The 19,156-nt window shown below is 75.5% G+C and carries 14 protein-coding genes, 1 tRNA gene and 3 pseudogenes; 3 read left to right on the forward strand and 15 right to left on the reverse strand.

All coding sequences use genetic code 11. From position 1 onward, the window contains the following. Positions 1-10: 10 nt before the first annotated feature. Positions 11-484 (reverse strand): Lrp/AsnC family transcriptional regulator, encoded by a 474-nt coding sequence (locus tag P9841_RS04510; RefSeq protein WP_283320895.1) that lies wholly within the window; start codon positions 482-484, stop codon positions 11-13. Between the two features lie 101 nt (positions 485-585). Between P9841_RS04510 and P9841_RS04515 the strand changes: the two genes are divergently transcribed. Beyond that, entirely contained in the window at positions 586-1,056 is a 471-nt protein-coding gene (locus P9841_RS04515) for a DUF2000 domain-containing protein (RefSeq protein ID WP_283320896.1), read from the forward strand. 60 nt (positions 1,057-1,116) lie between these two features. Here P9841_RS04515 and P9841_RS04520 read toward each other — a convergent pair whose 3' ends face one another. Beyond that, entirely contained in the window at positions 1,117-2,115 is a 999-nt protein-coding gene (locus P9841_RS04520; RefSeq protein ID WP_283320897.1) for an alpha/beta hydrolase, read from the reverse strand. A 461-nt stretch (positions 2,116-2,576) separates the two neighbouring features. Then, positions 2,577-3,371, reverse strand: a complete 795-nt coding sequence (locus tag P9841_RS04525; protein ID WP_283320898.1) for a hypothetical protein — start codon at positions 3,369-3,371, stop codon at positions 2,577-2,579. 476 nt (positions 3,372-3,847) lie between these two features. Here P9841_RS04525 and P9841_RS04530 point away from each other — a divergent pair, with 476 nt between their 5' ends. Further along, positions 3,848-4,771 (forward strand): CE1 family esterase, encoded by a 924-nt coding sequence (locus tag P9841_RS04530; RefSeq protein WP_283320899.1) that lies wholly within the window; start codon positions 3,848-3,850, stop codon positions 4,769-4,771. A gap of 225 nt (positions 4,772-4,996) precedes the next feature. On the opposite strand, the gene P9841_RS04535 is transcribed toward P9841_RS04530, so the two are convergent. The 12 genes and pseudogenes from P9841_RS04535 to P9841_RS04590 all read right to left on the reverse strand — a co-directional run bounded on the left by P9841_RS04535 (position 4,997) and on the right by P9841_RS04590 (position 16,510). Then, a tRNA-Ala gene (locus tag P9841_RS04535) sits at positions 4,997-5,069 on the reverse strand. Positions 5,070-5,156: 87 nt separating this feature from the next. Continuing rightward, on the reverse strand, positions 5,157-5,852 hold the full coding sequence (locus P9841_RS04540; protein WP_283320900.1) for a histidine phosphatase family protein: 696 nt from the start codon (positions 5,850-5,852) through the stop codon (positions 5,157-5,159). After that, positions 5,849-6,244: a ribosome silencing factor gene (gene rsfS / locus P9841_RS04545; RefSeq protein ID WP_283320901.1), complete on the reverse strand. Its 396-nt coding sequence runs from the start codon at positions 6,242-6,244 to the stop codon at positions 5,849-5,851. Before rsfS ends, P9841_RS04540 begins: the two co-directional genes overlap by 4 nt. Positions 6,245-6,275: 31 nt before the next feature. Continuing rightward, on the reverse strand, positions 6,276-6,584 hold the full coding sequence (locus P9841_RS04550) for a hypothetical protein (protein ID WP_283320902.1): 309 nt from the start codon (positions 6,582-6,584) through the stop codon (positions 6,276-6,278). 1,248 nt (positions 6,585-7,832) lie between these two features. Then, positions 7,833-8,434: pseudogene (gene nadD, locus P9841_RS04555) on the reverse strand (nicotinate-nucleotide adenylyltransferase). 24 nt (positions 8,435-8,458) lie between these two features. Next, on the reverse strand, positions 8,459-8,614 hold the full coding sequence (locus tag P9841_RS04560) for a hypothetical protein (RefSeq protein ID WP_222171850.1): 156 nt from the start codon (positions 8,612-8,614) through the stop codon (positions 8,459-8,461). 60 nt (positions 8,615-8,674) lie between these two features. Beyond that, positions 8,675-10,025: pseudogene (locus P9841_RS04565) on the reverse strand (glutamate-5-semialdehyde dehydrogenase). A 112-nt stretch (positions 10,026-10,137) separates the two neighbouring features. Continuing rightward, complete coding sequence (gene proB, locus P9841_RS04570) at positions 10,138-11,277, reverse strand: glutamate 5-kinase (protein WP_283320903.1); 1,140 nt, start codon at positions 11,275-11,277, stop codon at positions 10,138-10,140. A gap of 58 nt (positions 11,278-11,335) precedes the next feature. Next, positions 11,336-12,847, reverse strand: coding sequence for a GTPase ObgE (obgE, locus tag P9841_RS04575; protein ID WP_283320904.1), 1,512 nt, complete (start codon positions 12,845-12,847; stop codon positions 11,336-11,338). Between the two features lie 87 nt (positions 12,848-12,934). Then, positions 12,935-13,189 (reverse strand): 50S ribosomal protein L27, encoded by a 255-nt coding sequence (gene rpmA / locus P9841_RS04580; protein ID WP_147796066.1) that lies wholly within the window; start codon positions 13,187-13,189, stop codon positions 12,935-12,937. A gap of 65 nt (positions 13,190-13,254) precedes the next feature. Beyond that, on the reverse strand, positions 13,255-13,563 hold the full coding sequence (rplU, locus tag P9841_RS04585; protein WP_222172616.1) for a 50S ribosomal protein L21: 309 nt from the start codon (positions 13,561-13,563) through the stop codon (positions 13,255-13,257). Positions 13,564-13,729: 166 nt separating this feature from the next. Continuing rightward, positions 13,730-16,510, reverse strand: a complete 2,781-nt coding sequence (locus P9841_RS04590) for an Rne/Rng family ribonuclease (RefSeq protein WP_349306925.1) — start codon at positions 16,508-16,510, stop codon at positions 13,730-13,732. A gap of 1,147 nt (positions 16,511-17,657) precedes the next feature. On the opposite strand from P9841_RS04590, the pseudogene P9841_RS04595 reads away from it, so the two are divergent. Beyond that, positions 17,658-19,138, forward strand: a pseudogene (locus P9841_RS04595) (cytochrome ubiquinol oxidase subunit I). The last annotated feature ends 18 nt before the right edge of the window (positions 19,139-19,156 follow it).

Consider the following 19,156-nt stretch of genomic DNA (forward strand, 5'->3'; position numbering starts at 1 on the left):
CGCGTCCCGGTCACCCACGACGCGGCGGGACCTGCACCTTCCGGTTCCGCAGGTGCTCGTACACGACCGTCGTGCGCACGTTGCTGATCTCCGAGCGCTGCGTGAGCCGGTCGATCACGAACGCGTAGAGGCTGTCGTTGTCGGGGACGGCCACGTGGATGACGAAGTCGTCGTCCCCGCTGACCACGAACACCCCCAGCACGTCCGGCAGCGCGCTGACCCAGTCCCGGAACGCCTCGATGGTGCGGCGCGACGGCGGCCGCACGCGGACGCTGATGAGCGCCTGGACGGGGCGCCCGGCCTTCGCGAGGTCCACGTCCAGCAGCGCGCCGCGGATGATCCCCCGCCGGCGCAGCGCGCGCGTCCGGTCGAGCGCCGTGGTGGGCGAGACCCCGACGGCGGCTGCCACGCCGCGGTTCGTCTGCCGTGCATCCGACTGCAGCTCCGCCAGGATCGCCGCATCAAGTTCGTCGATGTGCTCCATGCGGCCCCATCATCCGGACGAAGTCCGGCAGCGGTCAACGGCAGCCGACGGATGTCCTTACGCTCGCCGGGTCCGCCGCACTCCGTCCCCCTGGAGCACCGATGAGCGCCACACCGTTCGGGTTCACGCCCGAGGAGATCGACACCGCCGCACCCACCCGCCGGGCGCGCCTCAAGTGGGTCGTCGTCGTCGACGCGTCCCTGCCCGCGGGCCGGGCGACCAACGCCGCCGTCTGCGTCGCTGCGGCGACCGGGGCCGCCGTGACCGGGCTGCTCGGCCCTGACGCCACGGACGCGGACGGCACCGTCCACCCCGGCCTGCCGTGGGCCGGGTGCACGGTGCTGGGCGCGACGCCCGAGCAGCTGGCGGCGGTCCGCCAGAAGGCCGGCGCCTCCGACGGCGTCCTGGTGGTCGACATGCCCGCCGCGGCCCAGCACACCCGCGTCTACGACGAGTACCTGGCGGAGGTGGCGCGGCGCACCGGGCCGGACCTGGGCTACCTCGCCGTCGGCGTCGTGGGGCCGCGCAACCGCGTCGACCGCGTGGTCGGGCGGCTGCCGCTGCTGGCCTGAGCGGCCGGGCCGGGCCGGGCCGGGCCGGGTGGGGCCGGGTGGGGCCGGGTGGGGCCGGGCTCAGCCGACGTCGGCCGCCGCGGCCTCCCGGACCGCCGCACCGACCAGGCCGAACGCCGCGACGGCGTGCGTGCGGGCCACCGGCGAGCGCCACGTCTGGTCGAGGAACCCGTGCGGCATCCCGCCGGCCGTGAGCACCGTCAGCGGGCCGCCCGCCGCGCGCACGCGCTCGGCGAACCGCTCCTCGCCGGCGCGGAACCCGTCGCGCTCCGCGATGAGCAGCAGGCTCGGCGGCAGCGCGGCCAGCACCTCCGGCGACGCGAGGACCGGCGAGACCAGCGGGTCCGTCCGGGCGGCGTCGTCGGGCAGGTACGACCGCTCGAACAGCAGGCCGATCTCGTCGCGCTCGTCCGCGCGCGTCGTCACGTGGTCGACGTCCGGGTACGCGAGCAGCGCGAACGCCGGCCGCGGGACCTCGCCGCGCACCGCGAGCTGGCACACCGCGAGCGCCGTCGACGCGCCGGCGGAGTCGCCCGCGACCGCGCACGGCCCGCGCAGACCCAGGCCGGCGCCACCCTCTCCCGTCAGCCAGGTCACGGCGTCCTGCGCGTCCTCCACGGCCGCCGGGAACGGGTGCTCGGGCGCGCGCCGGTAGTCGAGGCTGATGACCGGCAGCCCCGAGCACCGGGCGAGCTCGGCCGCCGTGTGCTCGGCCGTGTCGAGGTCACCGAGCACGAAGCCGCCACCGTGCACCCAGACCGCGAACCCCGCGCCGGGGGCGGAGACGCTGTGCGGCCGGTAGAGGCGGGCGGCGATCGAGCCGGCCCGGGTCGGCACGGACAGCTCCGAGCGCTCGACCCCCGGCGCCGGCACGGGCCCGAACTGCCCGGTGTCCGCCGCGCGCATCCGCCGGGCGGTCGTCACGCGCTCGGCGTGCGTCCCGCTCGGGAACGTCTCGGGCGGCGCCGACGGGTCGGGCTGCGGGGGTGCGTCGACGAACTCCGGGTCCAGCTCCACGACCAGCGAGGTTACCGCGCCGGACCCCTCGCGGACCCGCATCCGCGCCCGCACCCCTCACCCAACCCCGCACCCACCTCGCACCCGTGCCCACCCCCGCACCCCGCACCCACCCCCGCGCACCTCACCCAGCCCCGCACCCGTGCCCACCACCCGCACTCGCACCCGTACCCCCGCGCCGAGAGTCCAGGACACGCCGTGTGTGCACGCTCGTCCCGGGCATGTCCTGGACTCTCGGTGATGCCCCGCGGGCGTGCGAGGCCAGCACGGACGCGCGCACTCACGCGCGCGCCCACCACCCGCACTCCGCACTCGCGCCCCCGCGCCGAGAGTCCAGGACACGCCGCGTGCGCGTGCTCATCCCGGGCGTGTCCTGGTCTCTCGGCGACGCCGCGCGGACGTGCGAGGGCAGCGCGGAAGGGGCGAGAGTCCGGGGCGCGCGGGCTCGATCGGGGGCGCGCGGGACGAGTGAGACAGGGCGAGGGCCGGGCGCGCGGGGCCCGTCAGGGGCGGGGCGGCTCGATCGTCACCGGGAGACCCCAGCGGCTGTACCGCTGCACCGTCGTCGTCTGGATGCCGCCGACGTCGACCGTCGCCTGGTTGCCCGCGACCGTGTGGTCCGACCCCAGCCAGACGACCATCTCGACGACCCGGGCGCCGAGCGCGTCGAACGGCTCGGTCGCCTCCAGCCGCCAGGCGTGCAGCCCGGTGCCGTCCTCCTGGGTGAGGACGTCCTGGTCGGGCTGCACCTCCCAGCCGACCGAGCCGATCATGGCCGCGGTCATCGACGGGTCCGCGGCGGCGCGGTACGCCTCCCCGACCGTCGCGGCGAGCAGGGCCTGCGGGTCGCTGCTGGTCAGGTCCCCGCGGACCCAGACGCCGTCGAACGTGACCCACGCCTCGTCCTGCGTGAGCACGAACTGCCGCGGGCCCTCGCTGGTCGTCATCGTCCCCGCCATCTCGGGCCGCTCGCCGTAGACGAAGTCGACCTCCGCCGAGTCCGACCCGGACTCCAGGTGCTCGTGCCCGGTCCCCGCGGCGGTCGAGAACGCGACCACGCACGCCGCGAGCACATCGCCCGGCACGGCGGCGCCGGGTGAGAGGTCGACGTCGTCGCACTCCGACGGGGCCACGACGCCGGGGGCCGCTGCGGCCGGCGGCGCACTGCTCGGGGCTGCGGGGGGCGACGACGGGGAGGCGGTCGAGGCGCCCGGCTCCGGCGACGCGGTTCCCCCACCGCAGGACGCGAGCAGCAGGACGGCGGACAGCGCGACGGCGGCGCGGACGGGTCGGGTCACGGCCCCGAGGGTAGGGGCGAGCTCCGGGACGCGCACGGGTGTCCCACCCCGGACACCCGCCCGCGGATCACGAGGCGACGCCGGCCGGTCGGGCTGGTCCTGCCGTTCCTGGTCCCCACGCCACCCCGTTCGAGTGAACGCCGAGAACGACGATCAGTGGGGAATCAGGTTCCTCCCGTGCGCGATCTCCGCCCTGACGCTCGATCCACTGCGCGCCCTCCGCGCCCGACCGGTCCCCTATCCGCCGGGACGCCACCGGGCGTCATCGTGGCTCTCTTCGCGTTCAACGAGCCTGAATGCGCGCACACCCGGCGCGTCGAGGTGCGTCCTCGGCGCAGCCATGATGCCCACCCTCCGGGGACGGAGTGTCCCCTGGAACCCGGGGCGAATTCCTTCGCCCGTCTGGTCGGTCACCGCGCAGGAATCGACGCAGGAGCCATTTGCTCAATCGCTCTGACCTGCGCAATCATCCGCCCATGACGATGACGTCCGCGCGGAAGACCGGTGCATGGGCCGCTGCCCTGCTGCTCGTGCTGGCTGCGTGCACCGGCGGCTCGGACGCCGCTGCGCCGACGCCGACGCCCACCCTGGTCGCACCGGGTGGCTCGGGCACCATCGACCTCGACGACCGCACGTTCACCCTCGACGTCCCCTCCGGCTATGACGCCGCCGAACCTGCGCCCCTGGTCGTGTCGCTGCACGGCTACTCGGAGGTCGGAGAGAGCACGGCCACCTACCTCGGCCTGCGGGACCAGTCGGAGGCGAAGGGCTACCTGCTCGCCTACCCGGAGGGCCTCGTCGACAGGGCGGGCAAGCAGTACTGGAACGCGACAGGCGCCTGCTGCTCCTTCGACGGTGTCGACCCGGACGACGACGGCTTCCTGACCAGCGTCATCGAGACGATCCGGGCGCAGTACGCGGTGGACGCGAAGCGGGTCTTCGTCATCGGCCACTCGAACGGCGCGTTCATGGCGCTGCGCATGGCGTGCCACCACCCCGACCTGATCGCTGCGGCCGTGTCGGTCGCCGGAGAGAACGACGTCGACCCGTCGGCGTGCGCCCCGGGCCAACCCGTCAGCGTCCTGCAGGTGCAGGCCGACACCGACGAGGTCATCAGCTACACGGGCGGCAGTGTCGGCCCGGGGGATCCTTATCCGGGGGCTGAGCAGACGGTCGCGGACTGGCGAGCGATCGACGAGTGCGAGGACAGCGCGACACAGGGCACCGCGGACTACGACTCGACGCTCGCCGGCCCCGAGACCGTGACGAGCAGCTGGTCCTGCTCCCAGGGCACCGAGGTCGGTCTCTGGACGATCGTGGGCGGCAAGCACGGTCCGACGTGGTCGGACGCGTTCGCCCCTGACGTGACCGACTGGATGCTGGCGCACGGAAAGGCCTGACGTCGGGCGTGGGTCGGCCTGAAGGGGGCCCGGCCGACGCCGGACGACGGGATCTGTGACATCCGCGAGGTGCTCCTGGGCACCTCCGCGCGCCCCGGGACCACGCCGATCCAGGTCGCAGCGCACGACGGCACGTCGCGGTCCTCACGTGTCATCACATGCCAAGAGGCCACGTCCGGGCCCTGTCTCCAGGATGCCGGCGTGGCCTCTGACCTGCTACGTCGGTGGAGCTGAGGGGACTCGAACCCCTGACCCCCTGCATGCCATGCAGGTGCGCTACCAGCTGCGCCACAGCCCCGTGATCAGGCCCGTAGACCGTCACACCACCCGCTGAGCGGGCGACCTGAACTCTACTCGACGCCTCGCCCGGACGCGAATCGGCAGGTCACGCGGGGTCTCGCACCTCTTCGTCCATCGTCGGCGCGGGGCGGTCGGGGCCGGCGTTCCAGTCCGACGACGCGTGCACCGGGCCGACGTTCAGGGCCTCCAGGCGCCACGCCAGGCCGGACCCGGGGCGCCCGGGCTGCAGCTCCGTCCAGTGGGCGTTCGACATGCCGGAGATGCCCTTCCACGTCGGAGGCAGCCCGAGCATCCCCACGACGCCGAGGGTGATCGCCGCGCCGTGCGACACGACGACGAGCGTGTCGTCTCGCTCCAGCGCGCCGGCCAGCTCCGTGACGCCCTCGACCATGCGGGCGAGCACGTCCGCGCGCGTCTCCGCGCCGACCCGCTCCGGCTCACGGCCCGACACCCACGCGGCGTGCTGCTCGGGCCAGCGCTCCGCGATCTCCGCGGACGTCATGCCCTCCCACTCCCCGAAGGACCGCTCACGCACCCGCGTGTCGGTGTGGACGGGCAGGCCCGTGCGGTCGGCGAGCGCCTGCGCCGTCTCCCGCGCGCGCCCGAGGTCGGACGACACGATGCGGGTCGGGGCGTACCGGCTCGCGAGCGCCGCCGCGGCGGTCTCCGCCTGCCACCGGCCGACGTCGTCCAGCGGGATGTCGGACTGGCCCTGCAGCCGCGCGCTCGCGTTGTGGGCGGTGCGGCCGTGGCGCCAGAGGACGACGCGCCCGGCGGTCACTCCCCCGCCTCGGCTCCCTCGGGCGTCCCGTGCACGTCCGCCGGGAGCTCGATGACCGGGCAGTCCTTCCAGAGCCGCTCGAGCGCGTAGTAGACGCGGTCCTCGGCGTGCTGCACGTGCACGACGACGTCGCCGAAGTCGATGAGGACCCAGCGGCCCTCCTGCTTGCCCTCGCGGCGCAGCGGCTTGGCGCCGAGCTTGTGCAGGGACTCCTCGACGGCGTCGACGATCGCGCCGACCTGCCGCTCGTTGGTGCCCGACGCGATGACGAACGCGTCGGTCAGCACGAGCTGGCCGCTCACGTCGAGGGCGATGATCTCCTGGGCCTTGAGGTCGGCGGCAGCACGGGCTGCTGCGACGGTGAGCTCGACGGCGCGGTCGGATGCCGGCACGGCACTCCTCGGTTCGATGGGGTGGGGCAGGTCAGGGTGCGGCGCTGGTGGCCGCGAGCGCGACGGCGGGGACCGACGGCCCGGCGGCCGTGGCGCTGTCCGACGCCGTGTTGGCGACGAAGATGATGAGGAAGCCGAGCACGAACGCCACGACCGCCAGGATGATCCACTGCAGCCACGTGAACGGCAGCGGCCGGCGCAGGCGCTCGGGCTGCTCCGGCTCGTCGTCGGCGTCCTCGGTGACCGACGCGGGCACCAGGGTGCCGGTCGGGTCGGTCTGCTCGGCCTCGGGGACCGGCGCGGGAGCCATCGCCTTGAGCAGGCTCTGCCACTGCGGCACCGGGACGTCGTCCTCGTCCGACGCCTGCTCCGCGGCCGGGGCGGGGCTCGCGGCGGCGGGAGGGAGCGACGCCCACGGCGACGGGGCCGGAGCCGGTGCGCCGGGCGCGGCACCTGCGGACGGCGGAGCGGCGGCGCCCGTGGCCGCGGGGCCGGCGGGGCTCGCCGGACGCGTCCCGGCAACCGGCGCCCCGGACGCGGACGGCGCGCCGGGCTGCGGGGCGGGCGACCACGACCGGGGTCCCGGCCGGCTCCCCGCCGCGGCGTCGGGTGCGGACGTCCGGGACCCGGGCTGCCCGGGACCCTGCGGCGCGCCGGAGACCGGTGCGGCGGGGGTGACGGCGGTCGGGGGTGCAGCCGGCGCGACGCCGCCGGACGGCACCCACGCGCGCTCCTGCCCCGCGGGTCCGCTCCCGGCGCGGCTCCCCTGCGCGGGGGCGACGGGTGCGGGCCGGTCGGCCCAGCGGGCGGCGCGGTCGGGTCGGGGCGGCACGGCACCCGCGGGGGTAGCGCCAGGCGCCGGGGCACCTGCGGCCGAGGGGCCGGCGGCCACCCCGGGACGCCCGGCGGGGTCGGGGCGCGCGGGCGTCGGGGCGGCCGGACGCGATCCGGCGGCCGGTGCCTCCGGCCGAGGCGCGGCAGGCGCGGCAGGCGCAGCAGGCCGTGGTGCGGCCGTGGGGGCGGCGTCCCGGCCGCCGGACGCAGCGGCCCGCGGCTCCGTCCCGCCGGGCGCCGTCCCCGGGCCCGCGGTCGCGTCAGGGGCCGAGGCGGTGCGGATCGAACGGCGCGTGCGCGCGGGTGCCTCCGGCTGCAGGCCCGGCACCTGGTAGGGCGTCGACCCGCCCGGGCGGCCGTCGGGGCCGACCGCGGAGACCGGGCGGTTGCGCAGGGCGCGGCGCGAGGCCACGGCTGCTGCACCCGCCCCGCCGGTCGCCGCGGCACCCGGGGCACCGGGTGCGCCGGGGGCGCTCCCCGTCGACGGCGCCTCGCCGGCCCGGCTCGTGCCGCGGGCGGGCGTCGCCTCACCACCGCCCGCCGCACCGGCTCCCGCCGGCACGTCGGGGCGCACCGCGGGAGCGGGGAACCGGACGCCGCCGCGGCGCGGGCGGCACCGGCGGCGGGCTGCACGGGGAACCGGGGCGCCCGGCGTCGGCCGGCGTCCCGCCTGCTGCGGCCGCCTGCTCCGCCGCGCGCCGTGCGGCCTCGCGCTCCCGCAGCTCCCGACGGGTCAGCGGCATGCCGGGTGTGCTCATGACTGACTTCCTCGGTACAGACCGTGCTTGGCGATGTACTGGACGACCCCGTCCGGGACGAGGTACCAGACGGGCTTCCCGGCGCGCGCGCGGCGCGCACGTCGGTGGACGAGATGGCCAGCGCCGGGATCTCCCACTGGCTGACCCGGTCGGACGGCAGGCCGTCCGTGGACAGGGCGTGGCCGGGCCGGGTGACCGCGACGAACTGGGCGCGCTCGAAGAGCTCCGGGGAGTCCTTCCAGGTGAGGATCTGCTCGATGGCGTCGGCGCCGGTGATGAAGTACAGGTCGGTGTCGGGCCGCTCGTGCGCCAGGTCCCGCAGCGTGTCGACCGTGTAGGTCAGGCCGGGCCGGTCGATGTCGACGCGGCTGACCGTGAACCGCGGGTTCGACGCGGTCGCGATCACCGTCATCAGGTAGCGGTGCTCGGCGGGCGTGACCTCGACGTCCTGCTTGAACGACGGGGCGCCCGTCGGGACGAACACGACCTCGTCCAGGTCGAACTGCGCGGCGACCTCGCTGGCGGCGACGAGGTGGCCGTGGTGGATCGGGTCGAACGTGCCGCCCATCACCCCGAGCCGGGATCGTCGCTGCGTCATCGGTGGCGGGTCCCTCGCGGCCGGTCAGTCGTGGCGGGTGCCGACGCTCCGGAAGGCGAACGTCACGAGCAGCAGGGCGATGAGGACGCCGAAGCCGGCGATGCCGAAGACGACGGGCTCGAAGGGCAGCTCGACGGTCTGCTCGGCGGCGGCCTCGGCGGCGCGCAGCGCAGCGTTCACGTGGTCCTCCCGGGAGGGGTCGAAGTGAGGGTCCAGTGTCGCACGTCCGGCGGGTCCCCGTCAGGGACGGACGTGCCCGTCGCCGTGCACCACCCACTTGGTGGTGGTCAGCTCGGCGAGCCCCATGGGGCCGCGGGCGTGCAGCTTCTGGGTGGAGATGCCGATCTCGGCGCCGAGGCCGAGCTGGCCGCCGTCCGTGAACCGGGTGGACGCGTTGACCATGACGGCCGCGGAGTCGACCTCGGCCACGAACCGCTCGGACGCGGCGAGGTCGCGCGTGACGATCGCCTCGGTGTGCCCCGACGACCAGGTGCGGATGTGCTCCAGCGCGGCGTCGAGGTCGTCGACCACCCGCACGGCGAGGTCGAGCGACAGGTACTCGGTCGCCCAGTCCTCGTCGGTGGCCGGCACGACGTCCAACCCCGCGGGCGCGAGGCCCGCGGTCGCGGCGTCGCCGTGCACCGTGACCCCGGCGTCCGCGAGCGCGGTCAGCGCCGACGGCAGGAACCCCGCGGCGGCGTCACGGTGGACCAGCAGCGTCTCCGCCGCGTTGCAGACGCCGACGCGCTGCGTCTTCGCGTTGAGCAGGATCGGCAGGGCGACCGCGGGGTCGGCCGTGGCGTCGACGTACACGTGCACGTTGCCGACGCCGGTCTCGATGACCGGCACGGTGGCCTCGCGCACGACGGTCCGGATCAGGTCGGCGCCGCCGCGCGGCACCAGCACGTCCACCAGGCCGCGGGCGTGCATGAGCGCGACGCCGCCCGCGCGGCCGTACGCGTCGATCGACTGGACGAGGTCGGCGGGCAGCCCGCGGGCCTCGAGGGCGGCCCGCAGCACCGCGACGATCCGCTCGTTGCTGCGCGCGGCGGCCGACCCGCCCCGGAGCACCACCGCGTTGCCGCTCTTCAGCGCGAGCCCGACGGCGTCGACGGTGACGTTGGGCCGCGCCTCGTAGATCATGCCGACCACGCCCATCGGGACCCGGAGCTGGCGCATCCGCAGGCCGTTCGGCAGCGTGGAGCCGCGCACGACCTCCCCGACCGGGTCGGGCAGCGCCGCGACCTCCCGCAGGGCGTCCGCGATGCCGGCGATCCGCTCGGGCGTGAGCGTGAGCCGGTCGAGCAGGCCGGCGGACGGACGTGCCCTGCTCGCGACCGCGGGCCACGTCCTCGGCGTTCGCCGTCACGATCGCGTCGGCGTCCGCGACGAGCGCGTCCGCGAGCGCCCCGAGCGCGGCGTCCTTCGTGGCCCGGGTGGCCACGGCGAGCGCGCGGGCGGCGACCTGCGCGCGCCGGGCCACGGCGAGCACCTGCTCGGTGACGTCGGGCTGCGTGCCGCTCCCCGGTGCCGGGGCCGCGTCGAGGTGCTGCGCCCCGTCGGTGGCCGGGGCGTCGAGGGAGGTCGTCATCGCACCAGGGTAGTCCCGGGCGCCGGACACGCCCCGGAGCCGTCCGGGGGCTGGTCGGGCGGCCGCCGACGCGCCCGGCCCACCGCGCCCGCCCCGGCGCCCCGCTCCGCGCTCAGCGCCGCCGGCGCACCAGCACGAGGTCGTCCCGGTGCACGAGCTCCCGGTCGTACCCCTCCCCGAGGTCGGCACGCAGGTCCTGCGTCGAGCGCCCGAGCAGCCCCGGCGCCTCCTGCGCGGAGTACGCGACGAGGCCGCGGGCGACCACCGTGCCGTCCGGCCCCGCGAGCTCCACGGGGTCGCCGGCCTCGAAGTCGCCCTCGACCGCGGTGACGCCCGCCGGGAGCAGCGACGTGCCGCGCTCGACGACGGCCCGCACCGCCCCGTCGTCGAGGACGAGCCGACCCCGGGTCCGGGCCGCGTACGCGAGCCACAGCAGCCGCGTCGACGTGCGGCGCCCGGTCGCCGCGAACCACGTGCCCACGTCCTGGCCCGCCAGCGCCGCCGCGACCTGCGCGGCCGAGGTCAGCACCACGGGCACGCCCGACGCCGTCGCGATGGCCACGGACTCGAGCTTGGTCACCATGCCGCCGGTGCCGACGTGGCTGCCGCGCGCCGACACGTCGACGCCCTCCAGGTCGCGCGGCCCGCGGACCTCCGGGATGCGGCGCGAGCCCGGCCGGGACGGCGGGCCCGTGTAGAGCCCGTCGACGTCGGTGAGCAGGACCATCGCGTCCGCGTGGACCAGGTGCGACACGAGGGCGGCGAGCCGGTCGTTGTCGCCGAACCGGATCTCGTCGGTCGCCACGGTGTCGTTCTCGTTGACGATCGGCACGATGCCCAGGTCGAGCAGCCGGTCCAGGGCACGCTGCGCGTTGCGGTACTGCCCGCGCCGCATCGTGTCGTCGGCCGTGAGCAGCACCTGCCCCACCCGCAGGCCGTGCGCGTGGAACGCCCGCGTGTAGTGCGCGACGAGCAGCCCCTGGCCCACCGACGCGGCGGCCTGCTGCGTCGCGAGGTCCCGCGGGCGCCGAGCGAGACCCAGGGGGTCCATGCCGGTCGCGATGGCCCCGGAGGACACGAGCACGACCTGACGGCCGTCCGCGACGCGGGACGCCAGCACGTCCACCAGCGCCCGCAGCCGCTCGGGGTCGAGGCGGCCGTCCGCGTCCGTCAGCGACGAGGAGCCGACCTTCACCACCACGCGGTGGACCTGGGGCAGCAGGCGGCGGTCGGACAGCGCGGCGGCACTCACGCGGGCATTCTGCCCCGGGGACGGCGGCGGCCCCACGGGATTCCGCGGGCCGGACGCCTCAGTCCTCGGTCCAGAGACCGGCCTCGCGCTCGGTCCACAGCTCGGCCCGGGCCTCGGCCTTGGCGTCCATGCGCTCCTTGTACTCCTGGCGCTTCTGGCCGCGGGTGGGCCGGTTGTGGTCCTCCAGCCGCACGTCCGAGCCGCGCGGGCCGCCGAGCAGCTCCGCGCCGGTCAGCAGCGTGGGCTCCCAGTCGAACACCACCGCGGACGGCCCGTCGCCGATGACGACCTCGGCGCCAGCGACGGCACCGGCCTTCAGCAGGGCGTCCTCGACCCCCAGCCGCGCCAGCCGGTCCGCCAGGTAGCCGACCGCCTCGTCGTTCGCGAAGTCCGTCTGGCGCACCCACCGCTCGGGCTTCGAGCCGCGGACCTGGAAGTACTCGTGGTCGCCCTCGGCCCGGCGCGTGACGGTGAACCCCGACTCGTTGACGGCGCGCGGACGCAGCACCACGCGCGTGGCCTCGGGCGCCGGGGCCTCCCGGCGGGCCTGCTCGACCAGCTCGGCCAGCGCGAACGTCAGCGGGCGCAGGCCCTCGTGGCTCGCCGTCGAGACCGCGAACACGCGCAGCCCGCGCGCCTCGAGGTCCGGCCGCACGAGGTCCGCGAGCTCGCGGGCCTCCGGCACGTCGATCTTGTTGAGCACGACCAGCCGCGGGCGCTCCGTCAGCGGCACCCGGCCGCCCTCGATGCCGAGGTCCCCGGCGTACGCGGCGAGCTCGGCCTCGATGACCTCGAGGTCGGTCAGCGGGTCGCGCCCCGGCTCCAGGGTCGCGCAGTCGAGCACGTGCACGAGCACCGCGCAGCGCTCCACGTGCCGCAGGAACTCCAGGCCCAGGCCCTTGCCCTCGCTCGCACCGGGGATGAGGCCCGGCACGTCCGCGACCGTGTAGCGCGCGTCGCCCGCCTGCACGACACCGAGGTTCGGCACCAGGGTCGTGAACGGGTAGTCGGCGATCTTGGGCCGGGCGGCGGACATCGCCGCGACCAGCGACGACTTGCCGGCGCTCGGGAAGCCGACGAGGGCGACGTCGGCGATCGTCTTGAGCTCCAGCACGACGTCGCGCGCCTCGCCCGGCTCGCCGAGCAGCGCGAAGCCGGGGGCCTTGCGCCGCGGGGAGGACAGCGCGGCGTTGCCCAGACCGCCGTGACCGCCCTCGGCGACGACGAACTGCGCGCCGGCGCCCACGAGGTCGGCCAGCACCTCGCCGTCGGCCGACTTCACGACGGTGCCGTCCGGCACGGGCAGCACCAGGTCCTGGCCCGTGGAGCCCTGCCGGTGGTCACCCATCCCCTGGGTGCCGGACGGGGCGTGGCGGTGCGGGGCGTGGTGGTAGTCCAGGAGCGTCGTCACCTGCGGGTCGACGACCAGGACGACGCTGCCCCCGTTGCCCCCGTTGCCCCCGTCGGGGCCGGCGAGCGGCTTGAACTTCTCGCGGTGGATGGACGCGCAGCCGTGGCCGCCGTCACCGCCGCTGGCGTGGAGGACGACTCGGTCGACGAACGCGGCCATGTGCGGGTGGTTCCTTCCTCATGGACGAAGGGGCGCACCGCGTCGTGCGGTGCGCCCCTCCGGCCTGCGTGCTGGGGTGCGGCGGCGTCAGCCCGCCGTCACGATGTCGATGACCTTGCGGCCACGACGGGTGCCGAACTGCACCGCACCGGCGGCGAGGGCGAACAGCGTGTCGTCGCCGCCACGGCCGACGTTCACGCCGGGGTGGAAGTGCGTGCCGCGCTGGCGGACGATGATCTCGCCGGCGTTGACGACCTGGCCGCCGAAGCGCTTGACGCCGAGGCGCTGGGCGTTGGAGTCGCGACCGTTGCGCGAGGAGCTCGCGCCCTTCTTGTGTGCCATCTCAGGCCTGCTTTCCTGCGGTGCTGTCTACGGGAGGTCGGTCACGGCGCGCGCGGCCCGCGGGGTCACTTGATGCCGGTGACCTTGAGGCGGGTGAGCGCCTGGCGGTGGCCCTGGCGGCGGCGGTAGCCGGTCTTGTTCTTGTACCGCAGGATGTCGATCTTCGGGCCCTTCTCGTCCCGGACGACCTCCGCGGTGACGGTGACCTTGGCGAGCGCCGCGGCGTCCGACGTCACGGCCTCCCCGTCGACCAGCAGCAGCGCCGGCAGCTGGACCGTCGAGCCGGCCTCGGCCGCGATGCGGTCCACGACGACGACGTCGCCGACGGCGACCTTCTCCTGACGGCCGCCGGCCTTCACGATCGCGTACACCACGTTGCTGCTCATCTCTGCTCGTCGAACTACAGGTTCTGGGGGCGTCCCGACCCGGGCCGCGTCCCGGCGCGCCACCGCGGTGGCAGCGGGACTCGGGAGCGTCGGCACCGCAGGGGCGGTACGCGCGAACGGTGCTCTCCGGCGAGGACCGCACGAGCGGCTCTCGTCAGAACGCACCGACGTTCAAGGATACGCAAGCCCGTCCCCGAGGGTCAAACCGTACCGGTATCCCGGGGTGGGTGCGGGGCCCGGTGCCGGTGCACCGGGCCCCGCACCTCAGGCCTCGTCGGGCTCGTCCGCCTCGGGGAGCTCGAACAGGCCGGGGTCCACCGGGGTCAGCTCGAGCCGGTCCGGCGCGTCGTCCGCGGTGGCGGCCGCTCCCCGGTCGACCTCGCGCCCTCGCCGGACGTGCCGGCGCGGGTGGCCAGGTCGCCGAGCGCGGCGAAGACGTCCAGCACGACGGGGTGCTGCTCCGGCTCGGGCGCCCGGTCGCCGGCGGCGTCCCGGCCCTCGGCCTGCTCCGCGGTCGCGGGCTGCGGCACGGTCGTGCCGTCCGCCTCCGCGTCGGCGACGTGGTCGTGCTGCGGCTCGTCGTCGTGGGCGTGCGCGTGGGCCGCGGCGGCGGCGATCGTCGCGAGCGTCGCCTTGACGGCCTCGCGCGCCTCCGGCAGCACCGGACGGACGCCGTGGGCGCGCCGGCCGCCGGCTGCTCCTTGGCGCCACCGCGCTTGCGGCGGGACTTCTTGGCCTCGCCGCCCTCGGGCGCCTGCTGCGGGGCGCCCGCGTCGGGGCGGCCGTTGCCCTTCTCGACCGGCTCCGTGTGCACGATGAACCCGCGGCCGTTGCAGTGCTCGCAGGTCTCCGAGAACGCCTCGACGAGCCCCTGACCCACCCGCTTGCGGGTCATCTGGACCAGGCCGAGCGAGGTGACCTCGGCCACCTGGTGCTTCGTGCGGTCCCGCCCCAGGCACTCCACGAGCCGGCGCAGCACGAGGTCGCGGTTGGACTCCAGCACCATGTCGATGAAGTCGATGACGATGATGCCGCCGATGTCCCGCAGCCGGAGCTGGCGGACGATCTCCTCCGCGGCCTCCAGGTTGTTGCGGGTGACCGTCTCCTCGAGCGTGCCGCCCGCACCCGTGAACTTGCCGGTGTTGACGTCCACGACCGTCATGGCCTCGGTGCGGTCGATGACCAGCGAGCCGCCCGACGGCAGCCAGACCTTGCGGTCCATGCCCTTGGCGAGCTGCTCGTCGACGCGGTGGTCGTGGAACACGTCGCCCGCGCCGGTGTACTTCGACACCTTCTGCGCGAGGTCCGGCGCGAGCTCCCCGATGTACGACGAGATCGTCGACCACGCGCCGTCGCCCTGGACGACCAGCGACGAGAAGTCGTCGTTGAAGATGTCGCGGACCACGCGGATCGCCAGGTCCGGCTCGCCCTGGAGCAGCGCCGGCGCGGACGCGGTCTTCGCCTTCTTCTCGATCGCCTCCCACTGCGACTGCAGCCGGGCGATGTCGGCGCGCAGCTCCTCCTCGCTCGCCCCCTCGGCGGCCGTGCGCACGATGACGCCGGCGGAGTCCGGGACGACCTCGCGCAGGATCTTCTTCAGGCGCGCGCGCTCGGGCTCCGGCAGCTTGCGGCTGATGCCGGTCATGCCGCCGCCCGGGACGTACACGAGGTACCGGCCGGCGAGCGTGATCTGCGACGTCAGGCGGGCGCCCTTGTGGCCGATCGGGTCCTTGGTGACCTGCACCAGCACCGAGTCGCCGGACTTCAGCGCCTGCTCGATGCGGCGCGGCTGGCCGCCCTCGAGGCCCGCGGCGTCCCAGTTGACCTCGCCGGCGTACAGCACCGCGTTGCGGCCCTTGCCGACGTCGACGAACGCGGCCTCCATGCTGGGCAGCACGTTCTGGACGCGACCGAGGTAGACGTTGCCGGCCATCGAGACCTGCGCCTGCCGGGACACGTAGTGCTCGACGAGCACGCCGTCCTCGAGCACCGCGATCTGCGTCTTGCCGTGCGCCTCGCGCACGATCATCGAGCGCTCGACCGACTCGCGGCGGGCCAGGAACTCGGCCTCCGTGATGATCTGGCGGCGGCGGCCCGCGTCACGGCCCTCGCGGCGGCGCTGGCGCTTCGCCTCCAGGCGGGTCGAGCCGCGCAGCGCGGTGACCTCGTCGCTGCGGGTCCCCGACCGGCGCGGCTCGCTCTCGGCCGCCTCGCTGCCGCGGCCCGAGCGGCGGCGACGACGGCGACGACGGCTGCCGCCACCCTGCTCGTCGCCCTCGGACCGGTCGTCCGCGTCGTCCGCGTCGTCCGCGCCCTCGGCGCCGTCCGCGTCCTCCGTGGCGTCCTGCTGGTCGTCGGCGGCGTCCTCCGGGCCGTCGGCGGCCTCGGCGTCACCGTCCGACGTCCCGCGGGAACGCCGACCGCGGCCACCGCGACGGCGACGGCGGCGCGGGGTGCCCTCGTCGCCGTCCTGCTCGCCGTCCGCGGCCTCGGCGGCACCGGCGGCCTGCTCCTCGGCGTCCGCCGGCTCCGCGTCCTGCTCGAGGGGGACCTCGACGGCGTCGGCCTCGGCGGGCTCGACGGCCTCCGGGGCCTCCTCGGCACGGGTGCGGCCGCGGCGACCACGGCGACGGGACGGCGCCGTCTGCTCCTCGGCGGGAGCGGCCGCGGCGGGCCCGGCGGCCTCGGGCCGCGCCTCGGCGGCCTGGGCCTCGGCGGCCTGGGCGGCGGCGGAGATCGTCTCGGGCGACCCGGACGGCGCCTGCGCGCGCCGGCGGCGACGCGGGGCCTCGGGCGCCTGGAACAGCAGCGCGGTGGTCGCGAGACGGGCGGCGGTGCGGTCCTGGTCGCCGCTCGGGGCGGACGACGTGGAGGGCGTGGTGGACGCCGGCGCCGCGGGGGCGGACGGCGTGGTGCGCCCCAGCTCGGCCAGCACGTCGAGGCGCGACTCCGGCGCCGCGGCGGACGTCTGCTCGGCCTGCTCGACCGTCTCGGCGATCTGCTCGTCCTCGGGGTCCTCGACCAGCGGCTCGTCGACCGGCGCGACCGGCTCCGCAGCACGGCGGCCGGCTCGACGGGATCGACCGGTGCCGCGGCGGGGCGGGTGGCACGGCGGGACCGGCGCGGCCGGGAGGCGGCCGGCTCGGCGGGCTGCTCCGCCGCGGGGGCGGGCTGCTCGGCGGCGGGCGGCGCGGCAGCGGGCGGCGCGGCATCGGCGGCGGGCTGGGCGTCCGCGGCCTCGACGGCGGCGGCGTCCGCGGCAGGCGCGGCCTTGCGGGTGGACCGGCGCCGACGCGGGGCGGGCTCCGGCTCGGCGACGGCCACGGGCTCCGCCGGGGCCGTGGCGCCCGCGGCGGACTCGTCCGCCTGGGCCTCGTCCTGCACGGCGGCCTCGGTGGCGAGCTGCGCCTTGGTCTTGCGGGGCGTGCGGCGCCGGACGGGCTTCGCCGGCGCCTCGTCGGCGGCCGGCGCGGCGTCCGCGGCCGGCGCGGCCAAGGCGGGCGCGTCGGCGGCGGGCTCGGCGGCCGGGGCGCCGGGCGACCCGGCGGCCTTCGTCACGCGCTTGCGGGGGTGCGACGCGGCCGGGCGGTCGCCTCGGCCTGCTCACCCCCGGTGCTGCTGCGGGGTGGTGTCCGAGGTGTTGTCGAGCGTCACGCGTGGTGCTCCTGCAAGCCCGGGTACGCCGGCCACACGCGCGGCGCCCTCGGGCGGTCGGTCGTCGCTCGCGTCCCCGCGGCGACGGAAGTCGTCGGTGTCGGCCGCTGCACGGGCGTTCGGCGCCATCGCCTGCCTGGCGCGGCAGTCCGGGTGGACCGTCCGCGGCCGGCGGCGCCTGGCGAGCGCGATGCGCTGGTGCGGCGAGCACGGTGGGCGCCCGGGGTGTGTGGATCCCGGGAGTCCGCCGTCAGTATCGCACAGTGCCCTAGATCACGCTCGTGAAGCGCGTCACGATGAGACGACACGGCGTCAGATCGCGGGACCTTCGTCCTACCCTTGTGAAGCCGCGCGCAATACCTTCGGAGAGCGGCCGGCACCTAGGCCGTACGGCCCCCAACTCGCACCTGCTCCTGGACGGATCGCCCATGGAAGCCCTCGATCTGGCTCGCTGGCAGTTCGGTGTCACCACCGTCTACCACTTCATCTTCGTCCCGCTGACGATCGGGCTCGCGCCGCTCGTCGCGATCATGCAGACCATCTGGGTGCGCACCGGCAACGAGGCCTGGCTGCGCCTGACCAAGTTCTTCGGCAAGCTCCTGCTCATCAACTTCGCCATCGGCGTGGCGACGGGCATCGTGCAGGAGTTCCAGTTCGGGATGAACTGGTCCGAGTACTCCCGCTTCGTCGGCGACGTGTTCGGCGCGCCGCTCGCCATGGAGGCCCTCGCCGCCTTCTTCGTGGAGTCCACGTTCCTCGGCCTGTGGATCTTCGGCTGGGACAAGCTCCCCAAGAAGATCCACCTGGCGTGCATCTGGGCGGTCGCGATCGCGACGAACCTGTCGGCCTACTTCATCCTCGCGGCCAACTCGTGGATGCAGCACCCCGTGGGCGCGATCTTCAACACGGAGACCGGTCGCGCCGAGATGAACGACATCGGCGCCGTCCTCACCAACAACACGCTGCTCGCGGCCTTCCCGCACACCATCACCGCGGCGTTCCTCACCGCGGGCACCTTCGTCGCCGGCATCGCCGCCTGGTGGATGGTGCGCCTGGTGCGCCAGGGCCACGCCGAGAAGGCGCGCACCGTCTACCGCCCAGCCGTGATGCTCGGCGTCGTGACCATGCTCATCTCGGGCGTCGGCCTCGCGATCACCGGTCACGCCCAGGGCCAGCTCATGTTCGAGCAGCAGCCCACCAAGATGGCGGCGGCCGAGGCGGTGTGCGTCACCGAGGACGGCGCGGCGTTCTCGCTGTTCGCGGTGGGCGACCTCACCAACAACTGCGAGGGCGTGACGCACTACCTGCAGATCCCGGGCCTGCTGTCGTTCCTCGCGAACAACGACTTCAACTCGACGATCGAGGGCGTGGACGACCTCCAGGCGCGGTACGAGGAGCAGTTCGGCGAGGGCGTGAACTACATCCCCGACCTCACGGTGACGTACTGGTCGTTCCGCCTCATGATCGGCTTCGCGCTCGGCTCCGTCGCGCTCGCGCTGTCGGCGCTGTGGCTCACCCGCAAGGGCCGGGTCTCGGACAACAAGTGGCTCGCCCGGATCGCGCTCATCGCGATCCCGACGCCGTTCCTCGCGTCCGCGTTCGGGTGGATCTTCACCGAGATGGGCCGCCAGCCCTGGGTCGTCTACCCGAACCCGACGGGCGTCGACGGCGTCTGGCTGCTCACGCAGCGCGGCGTCTCCGAGGTGGTCTCCCCACCACGGTGGTCATCTCGATGGCCGCGTTCACCCTGCTGTACGGGGCGCTCGCCGTGGTCTGGTTCAAGCTGATGAAGCGCTACGCCGTCGAGGGCGTCGCGGATACCGAGAAGGACGTCAGCCCCGACAACCCGGACAACAAGCCCGACAACTCCCCGGACGCCGCGGACCGCCCGCTGTCGTTCGCCTACTGACGGACGGAGGGACTGACC

This window comes from Cellulomonas sp. ES6, from assembly GCF_030053835.1.
In the GTDB taxonomy this organism is placed as follows: Bacteria; Actinomycetota; Actinomycetes; order Actinomycetales; family Cellulomonadaceae; genus Cellulomonas.

Bases quoted from the DNA above. Each gene is read 5' to 3' on its own strand.
- P9841_RS04510 (WP_283320895.1), bottom strand. From the start codon at position 484: ATGGAGCACATCGACGAACTTGATGCGGCGATCCTGGCGGAGCTGCAG.
- obgE (WP_283320904.1), bottom strand. From the start codon at position 12,847: ATGGCCGCGTTCGTCGACCGAGTCGTCCTCCACGCCAGCGGCGGTGAC.
- rpmA (WP_147796066.1), bottom strand. From the start codon at position 13,189: ATGGCACACAAGAAGGGCGCGAGCTCCTCGCGCAACGGTCGCGACTCC.
- P9841_RS04515 (WP_283320896.1), top strand. From the start codon at position 586: ATGAGCGCCACACCGTTCGGGTTCACGCCCGAGGAGATCGACACCGCC.
- P9841_RS04520 (WP_283320897.1), bottom strand. From the start codon at position 2,115: ATGCGGGTCCGCGAGGGGTCCGGCGCGGTAACCTCGCTGGTCGTGGAG.
- P9841_RS04530 (WP_283320899.1), top strand. From the start codon at position 3,848: ATGACGATGACGTCCGCGCGGAAGACCGGTGCATGGGCCGCTGCCCTG.